Annotated in this window: 17 protein-coding genes; 6 read left to right on the top strand and 11 right to left on the bottom strand. The window is 68.5% G+C overall.

Annotated features, from left to right (window positions below):
* The first annotated feature begins 175 nt into the window (after positions 1-175).
* Together BLQ10_RS12230 and BLQ10_RS12225 are read left to right on the top strand one after the other, a co-directional pair.
* On the top strand, positions 176-886 hold the full coding sequence (locus BLQ10_RS12230) for a winged helix-turn-helix domain-containing protein (protein ID WP_091562319.1): 711 nt from the start codon (positions 176-178) through the stop codon (positions 884-886).
* Positions 879-1,571: an SRPBCC family protein gene (locus BLQ10_RS12225; protein WP_091562316.1), complete on the top strand. Its 693-nt coding sequence runs from the start codon at positions 879-881 to the stop codon at positions 1,569-1,571. The genes BLQ10_RS12230 and BLQ10_RS12225 overlap by 8 nt, the downstream gene beginning before the upstream one ends.
* Before the next feature lie 203 nt (positions 1,572-1,774).
* Here BLQ10_RS12225 and BLQ10_RS12220 read toward each other — a convergent pair whose 3' ends face one another.
* Positions 1,775-3,310: a MocR-like transcription factor YczR gene (locus BLQ10_RS12220; protein ID WP_091562313.1), complete on the bottom strand. Its 1,536-nt coding sequence runs from the start codon at positions 3,308-3,310 to the stop codon at positions 1,775-1,777.
* Between the two features lie 61 nt (positions 3,311-3,371).
* Here BLQ10_RS12220 and BLQ10_RS12215 point away from each other — a divergent pair, with 61 nt between their 5' ends.
* Entirely contained in the window at positions 3,372-4,058 is a 687-nt protein-coding gene (locus BLQ10_RS12215) for a membrane protein YczE (RefSeq protein ID WP_254785534.1), read from the top strand.
* Positions 4,059-4,073: 15 nt separating this feature from the next.
* Here BLQ10_RS12215 and BLQ10_RS12210 read toward each other — a convergent pair whose 3' ends face one another.
* From BLQ10_RS12210 to BLQ10_RS12170, 10 genes are all read right to left on the bottom strand, one after another.
* A complete protein-coding gene (locus BLQ10_RS12210; RefSeq protein ID WP_091562308.1) occupies positions 4,074-4,940 on the bottom strand; it encodes a DNA-formamidopyrimidine glycosylase family protein in 867 nt (288 codons plus the stop codon).
* The gene (locus BLQ10_RS12205) at positions 4,933-10,200 is read right to left on the bottom strand and encodes an Lhr family helicase (RefSeq protein WP_091562306.1); all 5,268 of its coding nucleotides are present in this window, start codon (positions 10,198-10,200) and stop codon (positions 4,933-4,935) included. Before BLQ10_RS12205 ends, BLQ10_RS12210 begins: the two co-directional genes overlap by 8 nt.
* Positions 10,201-10,319: 119 nt before the next feature.
* Entirely contained in the window at positions 10,320-10,919 is a 600-nt protein-coding gene (locus BLQ10_RS12200; protein WP_368086515.1) for a DUF4232 domain-containing protein, read from the bottom strand.
* Positions 10,920-11,099: 180 nt separating this feature from the next.
* Entirely contained in the window at positions 11,100-11,243 is a 144-nt protein-coding gene (locus BLQ10_RS22385; RefSeq protein WP_175558594.1) for a hypothetical protein, read from the bottom strand.
* The gene (locus BLQ10_RS12195) at positions 11,230-11,475 is read right to left on the bottom strand and encodes a hypothetical protein (RefSeq protein ID WP_091562302.1); all 246 of its coding nucleotides are present in this window, start codon (positions 11,473-11,475) and stop codon (positions 11,230-11,232) included. Before BLQ10_RS12195 ends, BLQ10_RS22385 begins: the two co-directional genes overlap by 14 nt.
* A 134-nt stretch (positions 11,476-11,609) precedes the next feature.
* Positions 11,610-12,710, bottom strand: coding sequence for an ABC transporter permease (locus BLQ10_RS12190; protein WP_091562300.1), 1,101 nt, complete (start codon positions 12,708-12,710; stop codon positions 11,610-11,612).
* Positions 12,710-13,819 carry an ABC transporter permease gene (locus tag BLQ10_RS12185; protein ID WP_091562297.1) on the bottom strand — a complete coding sequence of 370 codons (1,110 nt, stop codon included), beginning with the start codon at positions 13,817-13,819 and terminating at the stop codon, positions 12,710-12,712. Before BLQ10_RS12185 ends, BLQ10_RS12190 begins: the two co-directional genes overlap by 1 nt.
* Positions 13,816-14,754 carry an ABC transporter ATP-binding protein gene (locus BLQ10_RS12180; RefSeq protein ID WP_091562295.1) on the bottom strand — a complete coding sequence of 313 codons (939 nt, stop codon included), beginning with the start codon at positions 14,752-14,754 and terminating at the stop codon, positions 13,816-13,818. Before BLQ10_RS12180 ends, BLQ10_RS12185 begins: the two co-directional genes overlap by 4 nt.
* Before the next feature lie 155 nt (positions 14,755-14,909).
* Positions 14,910-15,485, bottom strand: a complete 576-nt coding sequence (locus BLQ10_RS12175) for an SRPBCC family protein (protein WP_091562294.1) — start codon at positions 15,483-15,485, stop codon at positions 14,910-14,912.
* Positions 15,486-15,497: 12 nt separating this feature from the next.
* Positions 15,498-16,508: a LacI family DNA-binding transcriptional regulator gene (locus BLQ10_RS12170; RefSeq protein WP_091562291.1), complete on the bottom strand. Its 1,011-nt coding sequence runs from the start codon at positions 16,506-16,508 to the stop codon at positions 15,498-15,500.
* A gap of 258 nt (positions 16,509-16,766) precedes the next feature.
* Here BLQ10_RS12170 and BLQ10_RS12165 point away from each other — a divergent pair, with 258 nt between their 5' ends.
* Genes BLQ10_RS12165 through BLQ10_RS12155 form a run of 3 tightly spaced genes read left to right on the top strand, consistent with a single transcriptional unit; the run spans position 16,767 to position 20,429 of the window.
* The gene (locus tag BLQ10_RS12165) at positions 16,767-18,311 is read left to right on the top strand and encodes a sugar ABC transporter ATP-binding protein (RefSeq protein ID WP_091562290.1); all 1,545 of its coding nucleotides are present in this window, start codon (positions 16,767-16,769) and stop codon (positions 18,309-18,311) included.
* On the top strand, positions 18,308-19,354 hold the full coding sequence (locus BLQ10_RS12160) for an ABC transporter permease (protein ID WP_091562287.1): 1,047 nt from the start codon (positions 18,308-18,310) through the stop codon (positions 19,352-19,354). Before BLQ10_RS12165 ends, BLQ10_RS12160 begins: the two co-directional genes overlap by 4 nt.
* The gene (locus tag BLQ10_RS12155; RefSeq protein ID WP_091562285.1) at positions 19,347-20,429 is read left to right on the top strand and encodes an ABC transporter permease; all 1,083 of its coding nucleotides are present in this window, start codon (positions 19,347-19,349) and stop codon (positions 20,427-20,429) included. The genes BLQ10_RS12160 and BLQ10_RS12155 overlap by 8 nt, the downstream gene beginning before the upstream one ends.
* Positions 20,430-20,509: the final 80 nt, after the last annotated feature.

Genomic DNA, 20,509 nt, shown 5'->3' with positions numbered 1-20,509 from the left:
TCTTCCGCCCGCCCCGAGCCGCCCCTGCGCTCCAGTTCGCCGGACGCTTGCCAGTTCGCCGGAAAGATCCGGCGTCCTCGCACGCTTCCGGCGAACTCGAGACCGCGCCCGCTGATCGGCGCCGACGAGAAAAAAGTTCTTGACAAATAAAATTGTCGGCGGGCAGGCTTGAAGCATGTTGGACATCGAAGTGATTGAAGATCCGGCCGCGGCGGAGGCTTCGCTGGACCCGATACGGACGCGGATCCTGCGCGAGCTGGCCGAGCCCGGCTCCGCAACGCAGCTCGCCGCGAAGGTGGGCCTGCCGCGCCAGAAGGTGAACTACCACCTCAAAGCCCTTGAGCGGCATGGGCTCGTCGAACTCGTCGAGGAGCGGCGGCGAGGCAACGTCACCGAACGCATCCTACGGGCGACGGCGGCGTCGTACCTGATTTCGCCGGCGGCGCTGGCCTCCGTGGCGCCGGACCCGCACCGGTTCTCGGACCGCTTTTCCGCCTTCTGGCTGCTGGCGCTCGCCGCCCGCATGGTCCAGGAAATGGGCCAGCTGATCGCCGGGGCGGCCGCAGCCAGGCAGAAACTCGCCACCTTTGCCATCGACGGCGAGATCACCTTCCGGTCGGCGGCGGACCGGGCGGCTTTCGCCGAGGAGCTCGGCGTGGCAGTGACCCGGCTCGTGGACAAGTACCACGACGGCGGAGCTGACCTCCCGGCAGGTTCGACGGCAGCTTCGCCGCCGGCGGGGCGCAAACACCGGCTGGTCGTCGCGCTCCACCCGTCGTTGAAGGCGCCGGCGCCCAAGGCAGCGCGCGCAGACCCGCACGCAGCCCCACAAACCACACACGCACAATCTGCAAACCCACACGTTAAGGAGCAGGACAATGACTGACCAGCGGAAATTCGAAATCGTCTACGACACCGAACTGCCCGGCACGCCCGAGCGGGTGTGGGAGGCCGTTACCAAGGACACCCCGGCCTGGATGTTCCCCACGGACCAATGGCCAGCGGTCCGGACTGTGGACGAGTACCCCTCCCATCTGGTGACCCGGATGGACGGCCCAGACGGCTGGTTCAACCAGCTGGAGTACGTCCTGGAACCGCTCGACGGCGGCCGCGTCCGGCTGCACTACGTGCACAGCGGGATCTTCGCGGACAACTGGGATGAGCAGTACGACGGCGCGAGCAAGCACACGGCGTTCTATCTGCACACCCTGGGCCAGTACCTGAAGTACTTCGACGGCAGGCCCGTGGTCTTCACGGACATCCAGGCACCGGCCGCGTCGCAGACCCCGGACAGCTTCGACCGGCTCAAGAGGGCCCTTGGCGTCGCCAGCTCGGCCCAGGGGGAGTCAGTGGAGCTGGAGCTCGACGGCGTTGGCCCGCTCACCGGCGAAGTCGACTTCTCCAACGAGAACTTCCTCGGCCTGCGGACCGCGGACACGATGTACCGCTTCTTCGGGCGCAACGCCTTCGGCGCACCGGTGGGCATGACCGTGCACGACTTCAGCGGCAACGGGGACGCGACGGCGACGGCGAAGGCCTGGGCCGGGTTCCTGGCGAAGGTCTACGCCTAGGCCCGCGACCCGCATCCTGCATGTGCGCAGCGCAGGAGAGGGCGGGCGTCGGCGGGGCGTGTGCGCAGCGCAGGAAAAGGCGGGTGTCGGCGGGGCGTGTGCGCAGCGCGGGAGAGGGCGGGCGTCGGCGGGGCACACGCGCGGCTCAGGGAAGAACGGATATCGCAGAACGGGCCTGCGGTCGCGCCGCGGGTGCGCGCGGCTCAGGCTATGGCGGCGGCCGGCGGGGCTGACAGGTTGCGCCGCAGCTGCGGCGCTGCCTCCAGCCGGTCCTGTGCCGCACGCAATGCCAGCACGGCCGTCTCCAGTTGTCCCGGCGGCAGGGTGAACGGCAGCCGCAGGTATTGCTCGAACGCGCCGCCGACGCCAAACCGGGGCCCCGCGGCGAGCCGGATCCCGACGTCGGGAGCCACCACCGCCAGTGCCGTGCTGATCGGCGCCGGAAGGCGGCACCAGACGGACAATCCGCCGTCGGGCCATTCCGGCTCCCAGCCCGGCAGGTGCGCGTGTATCAGTTCCAGCAGCGTGTTCCGGTTCTCGCGCAGCGCGGCGAGCCGGGCAGGGAGCGGCTCCGTCATGGCGTTGACCAGATGTGCCGCGGCGAGCTGTTCCACCACGGGCCCGCCCAGGTCCAGGGTGGTGCGGGCGGCGGCGAAGCGCTGGATGAGCGGCTCGCTGGCGCGGATCCAGCCGGTGCGCAACCCCGCCCAGTGCGACTTGCTGAGGGAACCGAGGGAGACCACGGCCGGGCTGAATGCGGCCATGGGGGTCGAGGCGGCGCCGTCGAGGTTCAGCTCCCGCAGCGTCTCGTCGGCCACCAGCACGGTGCCCGACGCCGCGGCCGCCTTCACGAGGCGGCGCCGCTGGGAATCGGGCATCAGCCGGCCGGTGGGGTTGTGGAAGTCCGGGACCACGTAGGCCATCGCGGGCCGCTGCTGCAGCAGCGCTGATTCCATGGCCTCGAGGTCCCAGCCGGCCGGTCCGTTGGCTGTGCCGAGTGGGCCTGGGCCGTTATGGACTGTACCGATGGGGTTCGCGGCGGGCATGGACACCGGGACGGGACGGCAGCCCGCTGCCCGGATCGCATCGAGGGCATTCGGGTAGCTCGGATGTTCGACAAGCACTTTCGTCCCCGAACGGCCGGCCAACGTGCGGAGCACAATGTTCAGCGCATGCTGGGCGCCCGAGGTGACCAGGATCTGTCCGGCCGTTGTCGGCACCCCGGCGGCGGTGTACCGGGCCGCAATGGCTTCGCGGAGGGGGCCCACGCCCAGGGCGTCGTAGCCGAAGCCCGGCAGCAGCGCCGGCAGCTCGGTCAGTGCCGCGGCAAAGGCCCGGTGCACCACTTCGCCGCTGGCGGGCAAGGAGGCGTAGGCCAGGTCCAGGACCCCGTCCGGCACGGCCAGGCCGGGGGCGCCACTCAGCCGCAGGGCGCCGTCATGACCACCGGCATGCGCGGGACCCTGGCTCGGGATGCAGCTCCGGCTCCGGCTGCCCTGGCCGCTGCTGAGGAAGCCCTGCTCGCGCAGCAGTGCGTAAGACGCGGTCACCGTGGTGCGGCTGATGCCAAGGGTCGCTGCCAGAGAGCGCTCGCTCGGCAGGGCGACGTCGAGGGCCACGCGGCCGTCGAGGATGAGCAGGCGGACGACGTCGGCCAGCTCGCGGTAGGCGGGGGCGGCGCCGACGTTCCACTCGCCCAGCAGGCGGGTCAACGACCCCGGAGTCAAAGAGACAGGCATAAAGCCAGTATTTCAAACTGGCTATGGATTGCAAGGCCAGTTTTCGTGGAGGATGGAGACCATGTTGACCCGCAGACTCCTCCAGCTCCTTATTGGCCTCGCCATGTACGGCGTTTCGCTCGCGATGTTCATCCGGGCCGGACTGGGACTGGATCCCTGGGATGTCTTCCACCAGGGACTCGCCGTCAAGACCGGGCTGAGCATCGGCACGGTGGTGGTGATCGTCAGCTTCCTCGTCCTGCTCCTCTGGATTCCGCTCCGGCAGTGGCCCGGCGTCGGCACGCTGTGCAACGCCGTGCTGGTGGGTGTGTTCGCCGACGTCGGACTGGCCCTCATACCGGAGTTCTCGAACCTCGGCGGCCAGATAGGAATGCTCGCGGGGGCCATCCTGCTCAACGGCATCGCCTCGGCCTGCTACATCGGCGCCCGCCTCGGACCCGGAGCCCGCGACGGACTCATGACGGGACTCGCCCGGCGCACGGGCTGGTCTGTGCGGGTCTCCCGGACCGGCATTGAAGTGGTGGTTCTCGGCGCCGGCTGGCTGCTGGGCGGTTCGGTGGGTGTGGGCACGGTGCTATATGCGCTGGCGATTGGCCCGCTGGTGCAGCTGCTGCTGCCGCGGTTCACGGTTCCGGAAGCGCGTCCCGTCTCCGTGGCGGGGGCTGGCACGGAAGCTGCTGACGTTGCCGAATCGGAACTGGCCGGGACGGCCGTCCCGGCAACGGCGTCCAGCGGCCGGACAGATTGATCACCCTGGGTCCCGTCAGCTGACGCTCTCTGTCCCGGGGGCCGGCAGGGGCTGGCACGTGGGGCAGAAGTAGATGTCCCGTTCCTCCGTGTAGGTGCCCGTGCCGTTGTCCCGGCCCAGGATTCCCCGGCGGATTGGGGTGCCGCATTTGAGGCACGGCTGGTGCTCGCGCCGGTAGACCCAGTAGCCCGGACGCCCGGCGGTGCGGCCCACGGGCACGCCGCGCGCGTTCAGCACAGTGGTCCGCCGGCCCGGCCCGAGGTTGGCGGAGAGCAGGACCTGGGCATCGGTGATGATGGCGGCAAGATCCTGCACCGCGGAGACGGGCGACGCCGGATGGACTCCCGCGAGGAAGCAGGCCTCGCAGCGGTAGATGTTCCCGATCCCCGCCAGCTTGCTCTGGTCCAGCAGGGCGACGCCGATGGGAACATCCGGGGCCGCGAGCAGCCGGCGTTCGGCCTCGGCAGCGTCCCAGTCCGGGCCCAGCAGATCCGGGCCGAGATGCCCCACGATGGAGTCTTCCTGGTCGGTGCGGACCACCTCAAGAATTCCCAGGGAGAATCCGACGGCGTCAGCCGTGGCGGTGCGCAGCACGCAGCGGGCCGTGAAGCCGGGCTTCCGCCAGCGGCCCCCGGACGGGTAGACCTGCCAGCTGCCCTCCATCTTTAGGTGCGAGTGGATCGTGAGCCGGTCCTTCGGCGTCGGTCCCTGCACGCGCATCAGCAGGTGCTTTCCGCGCGGAACCACCTCGGCCACGGTCCAGCCGCCGAGCTTCAGGGTAGCGAAGCGCGGCACCCGGAAATCGGACGAGACCAGTTCCTTCCCGGCCAGTGCGGCGTGCAGCTGTGCCGCGGCGCGAAAAACGGAATCACCCTCAGGCACGGATCCTCAGTCCCTTCGGGGTGGAGTAAGCCCCGGCCTCGGCGAGGGCGGCCGCCACCGGCGTGTCCAGGATGCCGTGGCCGTTGACCTTTTCCATGATCAGCTTGTCCACGGCGCCGCGGGTCACCACGCCCACCAGGGCCGAACCGGCCGCAGCCAGGACGTCGGTGTCGTCGCTGAAAGCGAGCAGGGTCTTGCCGCCGCGCTCCACATACAGCACCAGGGCGCCGTCGACCAGGACCACGAGGGCGCCGGCCTTCCGGCCTGGGCGGTGGCCCGTGCCGGCGTCGACGTTGAGCGCGGGCCACGGGAGCGCGGCGCCGTAGGGGTTGGCGGGATCCGTCGCGGCGAGGGCCAGGGCCACCGGCTCGGCCTTGTGCAGCTCGGCGTCCTCGACGTAGGAGCGCAGCCGGTCCACGGTGGCCGGGACGGCGAACTGCGCCGCGCCGAGGTGTTCGATGAAGTAGCCGCGGCGGCAGCGCCCGGCTTCCTCCAGCCGGGCCAGCACCTTGTACATGAGGCCGAAGCCGCCGAGGATGTTTTCTGCCATGACCGAGCCGCGGGTGACCACGCCGTAGCGGTCCAGGAGCAGTTCCGCGGTGGCCCGGGCGTGGATAGTGGGATCGAGCTCGGGGGAGGGCAGCGCGGACCAGCGTCCCGCGGCGAGCGGGGGTGCGGGTGCGGTGCCGGTCACGGAGCCGTACCGGCCGCCGGTGAGTCCCGGCGATCCCAGCAGGCCGGTGCCGTGCGCCCGTCCGAGCCGGCTGAGCCGCGGCGCGCGGGCCCGCGGGGCGCGCCCGACCTGCCGGTGCGCGGTGTGGCCGCCGGCGATCAGGGCCCTGACGGGGGCGAAAGTGTCACCGGTAATCCGGCCCGCCCAGGCGAGATCCCAGAGGGCGGTTACCACGTCCTGGTCGCTCAGCACAGAATCCATGCCGCCGGCCACCTCGGTCAGCTGCCGGAAGAAGTAGCCGCCGCCGTTGTTCTGCAGGTGTTCGAGGAGCCGCCGCTGCGCATCGCCGGGTTCGAAATCGATGGCAGGGTTCAGCGTCAGTTCGGCCGAATCCGCGAGGTGCAGGCTGACCCAGCCGTCGTTACCGGGCAACGAGCCGGCACCGGACCAGAGGACTTCGCCCGCGGCCATGAGTTCGTCCAGCATGGCCGGCTGGTAATTGGAGACGCGGCTGGCCAGGACAAGCGGCTCCCACGCGGAGGCCGGAATGGGCACGCCGGAAAGCTGGTCGATGGCCGTGATGATGCCGTCCAGGCCGCGGAGCGCGGACTGCCCGCGCCCGCCGGGGGTCCGCACGTTTTGCCAGGCGGGAAGGAACCGGCCGTACGCGGCGGCGTCCACGGGCTCGACTTCGGCGCGGAGCGCGGCGAGCGAACGGCGGCGCAGCTTGCGGAGGACCTCGGCATCGCACCATTCGCTCACACCTGCCGCAGGCAGAACGAGTGGCAGAACGACAGACGGAAGGGCGGCCGGGGCCGCCGCGCCGCCGGGTCCCTCCACACCGGAATCCTCGACGTCGGGTCCCTCAACGCCGGGTCCCTCAACGCCGGGTTCCTCGACGCCGGATTCCTCAACGCCGGGTTCCTCGACGCCGGTGGCCGTACTGCCCGACGTGACTGCCGGTGGCGTAGCGTGCGGGCGGAACTCGCCTTCCACCACACGGCCGTCCGCGGCCAGCCGCTTCAATGCCGTGCCGACGACGGCGACGCCGAGTCCCAGCCGGGCCGCGGCCTCAGCGGCGGTGAAGGGCCCATGCGTGCGGGCGTAGCGCGAGACGAGGTCGCCGAGGGGGTCAGCGACCGGTTCGATGAAGGCCAGCGGTACGCCCATGGGCAGCGGTACGCCGAGGGCATCCCGGAGCCGGGCGGCATCCTCGACCGCCGCAAAGCGTTCGCTTCCGCCGATGTTGACCTTGATGGCCCGGTTGGCGCGCTGCAGGGCCGCGAGGTGGGCAGCGGCGTCGGCCTCCGTCGCCGGGGTTTCGACGGGCAGAACCGCCGGGGTTTCGACGGGCAGAACCGCCGGGGTTTCGGTCGGCCCACCCGCCGGGCCGGCTTCGGCGGTCTCGCCCGCCAGGGCTGGGCCTGCCACTGGCTCCAGGCGGGCGGCGACTTCGTCCGGCGCGAGCGGACCCAGGAGGCGCAGGAGGTCCGCGACGCCTTCCAGCCCGCGCACCTGGCGGTCCCGGGCCAGGCGCTGGAGTTCGCGCTCGGTGGCCTCGATGACCTTCGCATCCAGCAGTTCGCGCAGCTCCACGCGGCCCATGAGCTCATTGAGCAGGGTGGAATCGAGGGCCAGGGCGGCGGCACGGCGCTCCGCCAGCGGGGAGTCGCCTTCGTAGAGGAACTGGGCCACGTAGCCGAAGAGCAAAGACTTCGCGAACGGGGAGGGCTGCTGGGTGGTGGTCTGGACGATCCTGAGCTCGCGGCGTTCCACCGAGGCGGCGATGTCTTTCAGCGCCGGAAGGTCGTAGACATCCTGCAGGCACTCGCGGACTGTCTCGAGGACAATCGGGAACGTCGGGTACTTCCGGGCAACATCCAGCAGCTGCGCCGAGCGCTGCCGCTGCTGCCACAAGGGCTGCCGTTTGCCGGGATTCTGCCGAGGCAGGAGCAAAGCACGGGCGGCGCACTCGCGGAACCGGGAGGCGAACAGGGCACTGCCGCCGACCTCCGCCGTCACAATCTGCTCGATTTCCTCCGGGTCGAACAGGAACAGCTCGGCGCCCGGCGGCTCGTCCTCCATCATGGGTACGCGCAGCACGATGCCGTCGTCGGCGGCCATGGCCGAGCCGTCCATCCCGTAGCGCTGCTGCAGGCGCTGGCCAACGGCCAAAGCCCACGGTGCGTGCACAGGCATGCCGAAGGGGCTGTGCAGCACCACGCGCCAGTCGCCGAGCTCGTCGTGGAAGCGTTCCACGACGAGGGTCGTGTCGCTGGGGACCACCTCGGTGGCGAGCCGTTGTTCGGCGAGGTACTGGATCAGGTTGTTCGCGGCGTAGTCGTCCAGCCCGCTGGCCTTGCACCGCTCGGTGGCCGGCCCGACGTCGGACGCCGCCAGTTCGCGCATGAACGCGCCGAGGGCGCGGCCCAGGTCCACGGGCCGGCCGAGGGAGTCGCCCTTCCAGAAGGGGAGCTTGCCGGGCTGGCCGAACGCCGGCGAGACCAGGACACGGTCGTGCGTGATGTCCTCGATCTTCCAGCTGGTGGCGCCGAGGGCGAAGATGTCGCCAACCCGGGATTCGTAGACCATTTCCTCGTCGAGTTCGCCCACCCGGCGCCCGCCCTTGGCCGCGGCGGCGGCCGGGCTGGCCGCCCTGCCATCCGCACTGGCACCGCCGGAGGAGCCGCCCCCGCCGGTGCCCTCGACTTCGCTGCCGATGATGTAGACGCCGAACAGCCCGCGGTCCGGGATGGTGCCTCCGGAGGTGACGGCGAGCCGCTGCGCACCGGGTCTGCCTTCGATGGTCCCGGCGTTCCGGTCCCAGATGACCCGGGGACGCAGTTCCGCGAATTCGTCCGAGGGGTACCGCCCGGCCAAGAGGTCCAGGGTGGCCTCGAACGCGGAGCGGGGGAGCGAGGCGAAGGGCGCGGACCGCCGGACGGTGGTGAACCACTCCTCCACGTCGATGGCACCCAGTGCGGTGGCGGCGACCGTCTGCTGGGCCAGGATGTCCAGCGGGTTCGCCGGCACGCTAAGCCGCTCGATCTTGCCCTCGAGCATGCGCTCGACGGTGATGGCCGTGTGGACGAGGTCTGCCCGGTGCTTCGGGAACAGGACGCCCTGGGAGATTTCGCCGACCTGGTGGCCGGCGCGACCCACCCGCTGCAGGCCGCTGGCCACCGAGGGGGGCGACTCGACCTGCACCACCAGGTCCACGGCACCCATGTCGATACCAAGCTCAAGTGAGGACGTGGCCACGACGCAGCGCAGCCGCCCGGATTTGAGGTCATCCTCGATCAAGGCGCGCTGGTCCTTGGACACGGAGCCGTGGTGCGCGCGGGCCAGCACGGGATCGGCGCCGGCGGTGCTGCCGGCCTGGGCCATCATGTGGGCCGGTGTGGCCGTGGACGTGGGCTGTGCGGCGGCATCGCCGGGCGGCACTGCATTCGGCACAGCGGCAGGCACGGCGGCCGGCACCGCGTCGAAGTCCGGCGCACCGGCACCAAAGTCAGTCCAGTCGCCGCCGGCCGCCATGAGCTGGCGTTCGGCGTAGATCTCGTTGAGCCGGGCGGTCAGCCGTTCGGCGAGGCGGCGGGAGTTCGCGAACACGATGGTGGACTGGTTGGCCAGCACCAGGTCCACGATTTTCTCCTCCACATGAGGCCAGATGGAGGCCTGCGGCTGGAGTCCGGAGGCCGGACCGGAATCGAAGGCCCCGGCGGCGCCCTGGAGATCGGACATGTCCTCCACAGGGACGGAGACGGTCAGGTCCCAGTTCTTCCGCGACGGAGGGGCCACAATTTCCACCGGCGCCGAACCGGCGAGGAACTGCGCCACCAGCTCCTTGGGTTCCACGGTGGCCGACAGCCCGATGCGCTGGGCGGGCTTGGGCAGCAGCGCGTCGAGCCGTTCCAGCGACACCGCCAGATGCGCCCCGCGCTTGGTGCCGGCGACCGCGTGGACCTCGTCGACAATGATCGTGTCCACCTCGGTGAGGGTTTCGCGCGCCTTGGACGTCAGCATCAGGAAAAGAGATTCCGGGGTGGTGATGAGGATGTCGGGCGGGTGGCTGAGCAGCGAGCGGCGGTCGGACGCCGTCGTGTCCCCGGACCGGACGCCCACGGTAATGAGCGGGGCGGGCAGGTCCAGGCGTTTGGCGGTCTGCGTGATGCCGATCAGCGGCGCGCGGAGGTTGCGTTCGACGTCGACGCCGAGAGCCTTGAGCGGGGAAATGTACAGCACACGGGTCTTCCGCTGGGCTGCCTTCCGCTGGGCTGAATTTTTCTGCGCGGCCGTCCGGCGCCCGCCCTTGGCCGCCGTGTCCAGGCCGGGCAGGGCCTCGCGCTCGGCGGGGGCGGAAACGAGCAGTCGGTCCAGCGCCCAGAGGAACGCGGCGAGCGTCTTGCCGGAACCGGTGGGGGCGACGACGAGGGCGTGCGCACCGGAGGAGATGGCATTCCAAGCGCCGTTCTGGGCCGGGGTGGGCGCGGAAAAAGCGCCCAGAAACCAGTCCCGGGTCGGCCGGCTGAACCGGTCCATGGCGTCGGCCGCGAGTGTACCTCCGGCGAGCTCTTGCCCCTTCATTCCTCCATCATGCCTTACCCCGCCGACACTATTAGCCGGGCCCGATCACGGGGCCCCGGCGGGCCTTGGCGGGCCGGGCGGTCCGTGGCCGGCGGGAGCAGAGACAGGGAGGCCTGGCGTTACTTGGGCTGGAAAGCTCCGATGGTCAGCAGGTTGATCTCCGTGTTGGCGCACGCGTCCAGCTTCTGCGCGAGGAACAGCGAGGCGGTGTCGCTGGGCGGGTAGACCCGGAATCCTGCCGCCGGTGTCCGCTTGCAGTCCGGGTAGTTGGCGGCCTGGGTATACCGCAGCGTGGCGGTGCCGGCCTTGCCCGGGGCGAGCAGGACATCGGTGACCGGGGTCGAGTCGTCGCGGGTGGCGGCGGCGCCGATCGGCTTGCCGTCGGCCCCGGCTGTCAGGGAGACACCCGCAAAGCCCTTCAGCAGGCACGGTTCTTTGCCGGAGTTGGTCATGATCAGCTGCATGTAAACGCTGCCCGCCGCCCCGCCGCCCGTGGAGTCGGTGATGGCAGTCAGGCTTCCGGCCTTGCACAGTGCCGGGCCTGCAGCCGCCGCCTGCGAGGATGCGGCGGCTGCAGAAGATTCCGTTGCGGCGCCGGAAGGTGAGGGCTGGCTTGTTTCGCTGGCCGACGGCGTGGGCGGGGACGTGGCTGCCTGACCCTGCGTCGCGCTGCCCCCGCAGCCGCTGAGCAGGAGGGCCGCCGCGGCAGCCGTTGTCACAACTAGTGCGTGATTCAATCGCTGAAACCTCATGGCTCAACCATCAGGCCCGCCGTTGCCTTAGTCAACGATGCCACGGCGGCGGAGCCCGATTGATGCCCGGATTGTAATTTCCGGGCATCAACCGAGGTCAACTGCTCCTGCGGGCCCCTGGGGCCGCGGCGCAGGGAAGCCCTTGAGCTAGTCGGTCTCGGGGCCGGAACAGTAGTGGCAGTCATCCGGGCATGAGGCGGTGCCGACTGCCCAGGTGCTCGCTCCGGTTGCGATGCCAGACACGGACTTCCGTTGCTGCATCACGGCGGCCTGGCGCTCAGTTGTCAGCATGGCCGGCTCCTTCGGGGTCTGCCACGCTCAGTTCGAAGCCGTCGGCGACATGGAACAGCTGCCGGTGCCCGCCCTTGGACACCACCCACACGACGGCGCCGTCGGCGGTGCGATTGTCCACACGGCCCGCGTGCTCGAGGCGGCCGCCCCGGCGGAGGTGGACGGCGTCGCCGATCTCGACGTCGTCCCAGTCTGTGGCGTGGCTCGAGGGCCGGTTATTCTGCAGTGTCATGAGGATTCCTGAACGGTTACGGGCAAAACGAGGATGTGATCCAGCTAACCGTGCGATGGCCTGTTGCCTCAATGGTCAAGTGAATGAGGCACTCCCGTCCTTTTGTGCAGGAGTCCAGATTCGGTCGGTGTGCGCTAGAAGGCGGCCAGCCGCCGTCGAAGGGAGATGATGCCGAGGCCGAGGCCGCCCGCGGCGGTCAGCAGCAGGACCGCGAGGTCTCGGCCCAGGTTGTCGGTTGACTCGTAGAAGATCGCAGCTTCCAGGGCGTCCACTCCGTAGAAGGTCGGAGTGAAGTGCGCGATGGTCTGGATCCACTCGGGCAGGAACGCCGCGACGCTGATTCCACCGCTGAGGAAGAACAGGTAGATGGCCACGTTGATTCCGGCCCCGGACACAGCTGAGAAACGCCGCAGCGCACCTCCCAGTGCCGTCCCGAGGCCGGCAGCTGCCAGTGCGATGAGCCCGATCGCCGCCAGCGCCGGCAGCCAATACCATCCGGCTGGCCGCAGGGCGCCAGAGACGAACGACACGACCAGCACCACCGCCGCCACCAGCATGGTTGTCATCCAGCACGCCAGGATCTTGCCGGCGATCACTGCCCCTCGGCCGATCGGTGCAAGCAGCAGGGCCTTGATGGTCAGGTCTTCGAACTCCCGGGCGGTGGCTAGGCCGCCATTGACGATGCCCATAAGGGTGAGAAGCAGGACCAGGATGGGCACAAGCTCAAACTGGGCCAGGTCGACGTCGTGCGGTCTCAGGTCCGACTCGGCGACGCCGACCATGACGGGCGTGTCCGGCTGGTCCGCGTAAAAGCGGGTTATGGCCGCTGGTACCGATCGGCGCAGGTCGTTGGTGAAGTCCAGATTCAGATTGTTGATCCGGACGCTCACAGGGTCGGGCCGGTGCCTCCGGTAGTCGTCATCGAAGGAGGCGGGGATGGTGATGACGGCCGCCACCTGGAGCGTGTCCAGCAGGTGCGTGGCCTCAACCGGGGTTGCCCGCTGGACGCGGAACGCATCCGAGTCCTCGAGAATTGAGACGAGTCGCTGCGCCTGCGGGCCACTGTCCTGGACCACCAGGGCGACCGGGTTGCGGCCGACCGCCCCGGCGGCGACGAAGATGACCAGCAGGAACGCGATCGGCGGCAACAGGTTGACCGCAATCGCCGAGGGTGTGCGGAACCACGTCACAATGTCTTTAGCCGCAATCGCGAGCACCGCCCGGAGCGATCCCATCAGTGCCGGGCCCCTCTCCGGCCGAACACCAATGCGGTGAGTGCGACGGTCACCAAGGTGAACGTGACCAGCACGATGGTGTCGGCGGTCAGGTCCTGCGGTGCGGTCTGGTAGCCGTGGAAGGCGTGTTGGAAGGCGGCGATCGCGTAGGTGAGGGGTGACACGGCCGCGATCGCGCCGGGGATGTCGCCCAGCCAGTTCGCCGGCCCGAACGGCCCGCTCAAGAAGAACAGGGGCAGGACGGCGGCGATGGACAGCGGGATCGCCTGCTGTCGTCGGCGGACGAGTGTCCCGACGAGGACGCCGAGGGAGAGGAAGGCCGCGATTATCAGCAGGCCGAAGCCCAGTACTTCGAGGGGGTGGAGCGGATGTACTCCGATCGGTAGGATCACGACGGCGAGCAGCAGCAGCGCGGACGCTGTCGCGAGGGCGGCGGCGCCGAGCACTTTGCCCACCCCGATTGCAAACCGGCTCACCGGCGCCAAGGCCAATTCGTTGATGGTTCCAAGTTCGTAGTCCCGTGCGGTGTTGACGCTGCCCTGCAGGAGCGACGCGAGCATCAGGCCGGCCACGACGATGCTCACGGCAAGGTAGGGCACGTAGCCGGTGTCGCGGGCCTGGACATCGGCTTCGCGGGCGGTCACGACGACCTGTTCCGGGAAGGCGCCCGCGTAAAAGGATGTTATCGAAAGCGGCACGGCCCGCCGGATGTCGTTAGTGAAGTCGACGTTCAAGTTATTGACTTCCACTGGAATGTCGATTCGCGTCCTGGCGGCCAGTGCGGCGTCGAAGTCCTGTGGCACCGTGATCACGGCGACGATGCTGCCGGACCGGATCTCGCGCTCGGCGTCGTCCGGGGAGGCCGTGTGGATGAGAAACGACTGCGAGCTGTTCATGGCCTGGACGAATTGTTCGGCCAACGGTCCCCGGTCATGCATCACCACCGCTACCGGCGCCTGCCCCCCGCTGAGCGCGAAGAGAAGGAAGAGCAGCAGGAAGTTGATCGGGATCAAGACGCCGATGATCGCGAAGAGCGGCTCGCGGAGGGTGAGGCGGATGTCCGCGGCGGCCACCGCCCGGACCACGCGCAGGCTGTGGCGCAGGCTCATTCCCGGAGCTCGCTGCCTGTCAGGCTCAGGAAGACCTCGTCCAGTCTCGGCTCGCGGCTCTGGATTTCCTCAAGGTTTGTCCATCCGACGACCTCCGTCACGACCTTGCCGGTGACGTCGGCACCGCCTTCCACGGTGACCTTCAGCGAACCGTCGGACTCAATGGCGGAGACGACTCCGGGGAGGGCGCGGACTTTTCGCACGACATCCTCCCCGGGCGCCGGTCGTGTGCGCATTTCAAGTACGGTGTCACCAAAACTGCGGCGCAGGTTGGACGGCGAATCGAGTGCCACAAGCCGTCCGCGGTCGATGATGGCCAGCCGGTCGCAGAGGGCGTTGGCCTCCTCAAGGTAGTTGCTGGTGATGAGTACGGTCGTACCGTGTTCCTTGAGTTGGAGGATCCGATCCCAGAGCGCGTGCCGGCTCTGCACGTCGACCCCTAGGGTGGGTTCGTCGAAGTAGAGCAACTCGGGTTCGTGGAGCAGCGCCCGGACCAGGGCTAGCCGTCGTTTCATGCCGCCGGAGAAGGTCGATACGCGGCTCTTCCGGCGCTCCTGCAGCTGCGCAAGCTCAAGGAGTGAAGTGATCCTCTTGTCGAGGCCCTGCCGGGGTACGTCAAAGAGGTCAGCGTGGAACCGGAGGTTGGCCTCGGCCGTGAGCTCCTCGTAAAGTGCGTTCTCCTGGGGTACGGTTCCGAGCGAACGCCGGATTCTGCGTGGATCCGTCAGCATGTTGATGCCCAGGACCGTGATGGCGCCGGACGTCGGACGGCTCAGGCCGCTGATCATGTTGACGGTAGTTGTCTTGCCTGACCCGTTCGGCCCGAGAAGGCCGAAGATCTCCCCGCGCTCGACTCGCAAGCTGAGGTCGTCGACGGCGGTGAAGGAACCGAACCGTTTGGTGACGCCGGTGAGTTCGATGGCCGTTTCCGTCATGCCTTTTGCTCCCGGGAAAGCGGCGCCGCCGCCGGCATGCGGTCTCTCCCGGCGATTCGGGGTCACGGCTCCATGATCCGACTGTGCCGACCAATACGCAAGGCGTCCGGAGACTCAGCCATAGCACAGCCTGACCAACAGCCCGGCGTTGTTCTCTACGCAGTCATCCGGGCAGCGCGCCGGGTCAGCCAACTAAATGTGGGCCGTGGTGGCGGTGGAACAGCAGATGCTCCGTTGGAGGTGGTCCCCGCTGCGGCCCGGCGCCGTCGCAGCTCCAGAGCGAGGCTTTCCTGGCCGCGGGCCATCGCCCAGCGATGATTGGCGGCGAAGCCCGGTTTGAGCAGCCAGCTCAGCCGGCGCAGCAGGGGCTTCGCGGCGCTGACGCGCCAGTCGTAGGTGATGACGGTTTCCGGGCCGTCCGGCTCGAAGATCCAGCGGCCGGTGCCGTTGAGGTCGCCGGCCGCCGTGAGGGCGAAGCCGCGGGGCGTGACGGGCTCCGTGACCGTGAGGGTCCACCGGAGCGTATAGGGCAGCCAGCCCTTCGTGTGCAGGCGCACGGGGCCGGGAATGCCGGGCGCCGGTTCCGGGCCGCCGGCCACCGGCTCGGCACTGAGATAGACGGAAGGCCACCAGCGGGGCATGGCCGTGGCCTCGCCGAGGACGGCCGCGACCTCCTCCGGCGTCCCCGCCACGCGCCAGACGGTCCGGAACTCATAGTCTGTGCTGCCCATCGCGACCTCCTTTTAGCCCTGCGTTGATGCCCTCACTATCAGTTCGGGCGGGAATACCACCTGGGCGGGTTCAAAGCCGTCCTCGGACGCCGCTTCCCGGAGCAACAATTCCAGTGCGGTGGAGCCGATGAGGGCGCTGGGCTGCCGGATGGAGGACAGCGGCACGACGGCGGCGGCGGCGAATTCGATGTCGTCGTAGCCGATCAGGGCGATCTCCTGCGGCACCTTTACGCCACCCATGAGCATCAGGCCCTGGAGGGCACCCACGGCAAGCAGGTCGTTGGCTGCAAAGATCGCATCCGGGCGTTCGGCTTTCGGCCGGGACCGGATGGACTCGCCGGCCGCCCTTCCCGAAAGCACGGTCAGGGATTCCGTTGCGATGACCTCGAGGGTTGCACCCGCAACGGCGTCGATGGCCTTCCGGGCCCCCGCCAAACGGTCCGCCACCTGCCGGATGCTTGCCGGGCCGCCAACAAACGCTATCCGCCGCCGGCCCAATGACAACAGGTGGGCCGCAGCCATCTCCCCGCCCGCCAGGTCATCCACGGCCACCGAGGAGAAGCTCATATTCTCTGTCTGCCGGTCCACCAGCACCGTCGGGATGCCCCGGCGCCGGAGCTGCTCCAGTCGGGGGATCACATTCCCTACCGGGGACAGCAGTACGCCCCGCACGCGCTGCTGCTCGAAGAGATCCAGATAGGCGGATTCCCGGCCCTCATCCTCATTGCTATTGCCGACGAGGACCGTTAAGTTCTCCGCGGTGGCGCGGTCCTCCGCGCCCCTGGCGAGATCCGTGAAGAAGGGGTTTGCGGCGTCCAAGACCACCAGGCCGATGCTGTGGCTCATGCCCGCGCGCAATTGGCGTGCGGCGTCGTTCCGGACGAAGCCGAGCTTGTCGATGGCGGACTGGACTCTGACGGTGACTTCGGCAGAGACCTTCTCCGGCCGGTTCAGCACATTGGAGACCGTCCCGACCGAGACGCCGGCCAGGGCCGCGACGTCCTTGACGCTCGCTGAAACCATTTCCTGTGCTCCTGATGGTGGACGCCACGGCCTTCGGGCAAGGCGCCCCGTTGGCCAACTACTCTCCTCAGGATACCCGGCGGGGCCCACTTTGAACCCTTTCATTGAAACGAATCAAAAGCTAGTAACGAATGGTTGGTGGCAGTTGACGTCTCCATTTGAAGACCTTATGATTCAAATCACAGCTGGTTATGAAACGATTCATTCCTGTGTTCAATAAGGCAGTGTTCACTAAGCCCCAAAGGTGCGGTTAATTTTATGCAGCAGACATACAGTTCCCGGTCCGGCCCCTCTGACGGGGAGCCCGTTCCGGTTCTCTCGCTCTCTCACGCAGCCAAGACCTTTGGCCCGGTGGTCGCCCTGGCCGATGGAACCATCAACATCGAGGCCGGCGAAATCCACGCGCTGGTCGGGGAGAATGGCGCCGGCAAGTCCACCTTGGTGAAAATCCTCGCCGGCCTGCACCACCCTGATTCCGGCGACTTCCAGGTGGCGGGCCAGAGCGTCCAGTTCCGCAACGTTGCCGAGAGCAAGGACGCCGGAATCTCCGTCATCTACCAGGAACCCACACTCTTTCCGGACCTGAGCGTCGCAGAGAACATCTTCATTGGCCGCCAGCCCAAGGGCCGCTTCGGGCTCATCAGCAAGGCGACGATGGTCAGGGAAGCACACAAGCTTTTCGAACGGCTTGGCGTTCCAATCGACCCGACCCGCATCGCCGAGGGCCTGTCCATCGCGGACCAGCAGATCATTGAAATCGCCAAAGCCATTTCGCTGGACGCCAAAGTCCTGGTGATGGACGAGCCCACCGCCGCCCTCAGCGGCGTCGAGGTGGAACGGCTGTTCGCCGTCGCCCGGAGCCTCCGGGATCGCGGGACCGGCATCCTCTTCATTTCGCACCGTTTCGATGAGGTCTTTGACCTCTGCGACCGCATCACCGTCATGCGGGATGGCCGGTACATCTCCACCCACCGGACCGCAGACGTCACCGTCGAGCAGATCGTTCGCGAGATGGTGGGCCGCGACATTGGCGCCCTGTTCCCCAAGACGCCTGCCGAGATCGGCGACGTGGTCCTGAAAGTGGACGGTCTCAGCCGCGCCGGAGTGTTCCGCGACATCAGCTTCGAGGTCCGCGCCGGGGAAATCGTTGCCCTGGCCGGCCTCGTGGGCGCCGGCCGCACCGAGGTGGCCCGTGCCGTGTTCGGAATCGATCCCTACGACGACGGCGCCATCACCTTCGACGGACGAACCCTAAAGCCCCGGGATCCCCAGGTTGCCATCACCGCCGGCATGGGCTTCGTCCCGGAGGACCGCCGCAAGCAGGGCCTGGTGATGGACCTGTCCGTCGCCCGGAACGTCACTCTGACGCTGCGCAACAAGTTCACGACGGCGGGCCTGATCAACGGTGCCGCCGAGCGGCGCGCCGCCCAGGAGTGGAGCAAACGGCTCCAAGTCAAGACCGGCTCCCCGGAGCACGCCGTCTCCACGCTCTCCGGCGGAAACCAGCAAAAGGTGGTGCTCGCCAAGTGGCTGGCCACGGACCCGCGGCTGCTGATCATCGACGAGCCCACCCGCGGCATCGACGTCGGCACCAAAAGCGAGGTCCACCGGCTCATTTCGGACCTCGCCGGGCGCGGGATCGCGATCCTGATGATCTCCTCGGAACTGCCCGAGGTCCTCGGCATGGCGGACCGCGTCCTGGTCATGCGCGAAGGCCGGATCACCGCCGAACTCGACCGTGCCGATGCGAATCCCGAATCGGTCATGCACGCCGCCACGTCTTCCGCAGGAGGAACCCCGTGAGCTCAGCTCTGGACCACAAGAACGCCACGACGACGGTGCCCGCCGACGGCGCCCGGGGCGCCGTCGCTGCGCTGCTGCGGATGCGCGAACTCCCCGTGCTGATCGCGCTGGCACTGCTGGTACTCGTCACCTACTTGATCAACCCGCTGTTCCTCACCGCCCAAGGCGTGAAGGACCTGCTGCTCAACGCCACCATCATCATGATTCTGGCGGTAGGGCAGACGCTGCTGATCATCACCAGGAACATCGACCTCTCCGTCGGCTCCATGCTGGGGCTGGTCGCCTTCGGTACCGGCTCCATTTTCTCCGCCGTGCCCGACGTCCCGATCATCGCAGTCTTTGCGATCGGCATGGCCTTCGGGGCGTTGCTGGGCGCCTTCAACGGCGCCTTGGTCACCTTGGCCAAAGTGCCCGCCCTGGTCATCACGCTCGGGACGCTCTACGTGTACCGCGGCCTGAACAACGCCTGGGCCGGCGGCAAGCAGTTCTTTGCGGGCGACCGTCCGGAGGAGTTCGGCGCCCTGTCGGTGAACACCCTTTTGGGGTTCCCCGTCATCACGCTGCTGGCCATCGTCGTCGTGATCGCCGTGGCTATCTACATGTCCGGCACCCGCCCGGGCCGTGACCTGTACGCCATCGGCTCGGACCCGGACGCGGCCACTGCCTTTGGCATCAAGGTCTCCAAACGCGTATTCCTGGCCTTCCTGGCCAACGGGGCGCTCGCCGGCCTGGCCGGCGTGCTCTACGCCAGCCGCTTCAACTCGGTCGGCGCCACCACCGGCACCGGCATGGAACTGACCGTGGTGGCGGCCGCCGTCGTCGGCGGGGTGGCCATCTTCGGCGGCAGCGGATCGGTGACCGGGGCCGCCCTCGGCGCCGTGCTCCTGACCACCATCACCAGCTCCCTGACCGCCCTGCGGGTGGACAAATTCTGGCAGCAGGCGATCGTCGGCGTGCTGATCCTCACCGCCATCATCATCGACCGCGTGGCCAGCCTGCGCACAGCCAAGAAACTGCGGATTAGCGAGGCGCGCAATGTCTGAAACCACGTCCACCACCAGCACGGCGCCGGCTCCCGTGGCTGACAACACCAAGCCGCTGGCCAGCGAACCGACGGGCCGGACCGGCGCGGCACGGATCCTGACCGGCCGTGACGCCATCACCATCTACGCCCTGGTTGCTTTCCTGATCTACGCCGCCATCGCGATCCCGCGCTTCGCCTCGCCGGTCACCACCGGCTTCCTGCTCCTGGACGTGATCCCGGTCCTGCTGATCGCCATGCCGATGACGCTGATCATCATCACGGGCGAGATCGACCTGTCCGTGGCCAGCACGGCCGGCCTGACCAGCGCCTTGATGGGCGTCCTCTGGGCCGGCGGGACGGACATCTGGCTGGCCCTGGCAATCAGCCTGCTGGCAGGAATTGCCGCCGGCATGTTCAACGGCTTCCTGATCGCGGTCCTCGGACTGCCCTCCCTGGCGGTCACCATCGGCACCCTGGCGTTGTTCCGAGGCCTGGCACTGGTCATCATCGGCGACAACGCCGTGGCCAACTTCCCGAAGGCGCTGACCGCCTTTTTCACCTCCAAAATTGGCGGCACCGGCATCCCCACGGTCATGATCGGCGTCGTCGCGGTGATGGTCTTCTTCGGCGTGCTGCTGCACTTCACGCCGTTCGGCCGGGGACTCTACGCCATGGGCTACAGCAAGGAAGCCGCCAGCTTTGTCGGCATCAACGTAGCCCGCAGCAAGTTCTGGCTCTACGTCGGATCCGGCGCCGTCTCGGCCCTCGCCGGGATCTACTGGACGCTGCGGTACACGAGCGCCCGCAGCGACAACGCCTCCGGCCTGGAACTGGCCGTCATCGCCGCTGTCCTGCTGGGCGGCGTGTCGATCTTCGGCGGCAAAGGCTCCATCCCCGGCGTCATCGCCGGCGTCCTGCTGATCGGCACGCTCAACTACGCCCTCCGCCTGGCCCGGGTGTCCGACGTCGTCCTCATCACGGTGACCGGCCTGCTGCTGATCGCCTCCGTGGTGGCGCCGAGCATTGGCTCTGCCATCAGGCAATGGCGCCACACCCGGCGCGTGCGCCGAAATTTTACGCGCAAGACCACCTGAAGTCTTCACACCAGCACCACCCCAAACCGTGCCCGCCTGGGGCCGGCCGTACCTACCGCACGAAGGAAAAGGGAAGAACA

Origin of the sequence: Arthrobacter sp. ok362 (genome assembly GCF_900102785.1) — a bacterium.
Lineage (GTDB): Bacteria > Actinomycetota > Actinomycetes > Actinomycetales > Micrococcaceae > Arthrobacter.
Note: the sequence above shows the minus strand (reverse complement) of the source record. Positions and strands in the feature narration are given on the sequence as shown.

What these genes read in the sequence shown, in the direction of transcription:
- BLQ10_RS12230 (WP_091562319.1), top strand. Translation starts at nt 176, where the DNA reads ATGTTGGACATCGAAGTGATTGAAGATCCGGCCGCGGCGGAGGCTTCG.
- BLQ10_RS12225 (WP_091562316.1), top strand. Translation starts at nt 879, where the DNA reads ATGACTGACCAGCGGAAATTCGAAATCGTCTACGACACCGAACTGCCC.
- BLQ10_RS12220 (WP_091562313.1), bottom strand. Translation starts at nt 3,310, where the DNA reads ATGCCTGTCTCTTTGACTCCGGGGTCGTTGACCCGCCTGCTGGGCGAG.
- BLQ10_RS12215 (WP_254785534.1), top strand. Translation starts at nt 3,372, where the DNA reads ATGTTGACCCGCAGACTCCTCCAGCTCCTTATTGGCCTCGCCATGTAC.
- BLQ10_RS12205 (WP_091562306.1), bottom strand. Translation starts at nt 10,200, where the DNA reads ATGAAGGGGCAAGAGCTCGCCGGAGGTACACTCGCGGCCGACGCCATG.
- BLQ10_RS22385 (WP_175558594.1), bottom strand. Translation starts at nt 11,243, where the DNA reads ATGCTGACAACTGAGCGCCAGGCCGCCGTGATGCAGCAACGGAAGTCC.
- BLQ10_RS12195 (WP_091562302.1), bottom strand. Translation starts at nt 11,475, where the DNA reads ATGACACTGCAGAATAACCGGCCCTCGAGCCACGCCACAGACTGGGAC.
- BLQ10_RS12190 (WP_091562300.1), bottom strand. Translation starts at nt 12,710, where the DNA reads ATGGGATCGCTCCGGGCGGTGCTCGCGATTGCGGCTAAAGACATTGTG.
- BLQ10_RS12185 (WP_091562297.1), bottom strand. Translation starts at nt 13,819, where the DNA reads ATGAGCCTGCGCCACAGCCTGCGCGTGGTCCGGGCGGTGGCCGCCGCG.
- BLQ10_RS12180 (WP_091562295.1), bottom strand. Translation starts at nt 14,754, where the DNA reads ATGACGGAAACGGCCATCGAACTCACCGGCGTCACCAAACGGTTCGGT.
- BLQ10_RS12175 (WP_091562294.1), bottom strand. Translation starts at nt 15,485, where the DNA reads ATGGGCAGCACAGACTATGAGTTCCGGACCGTCTGGCGCGTGGCGGGG.
- BLQ10_RS12170 (WP_091562291.1), bottom strand. Translation starts at nt 16,508, where the DNA reads ATGGTTTCAGCGAGCGTCAAGGACGTCGCGGCCCTGGCCGGCGTCTCG.
- BLQ10_RS12165 (WP_091562290.1), top strand. Translation starts at nt 16,767, where the DNA reads ATGCAGCAGACATACAGTTCCCGGTCCGGCCCCTCTGACGGGGAGCCC.
- BLQ10_RS12155 (WP_091562285.1), top strand. Translation starts at nt 19,347, where the DNA reads ATGTCTGAAACCACGTCCACCACCAGCACGGCGCCGGCTCCCGTGGCT.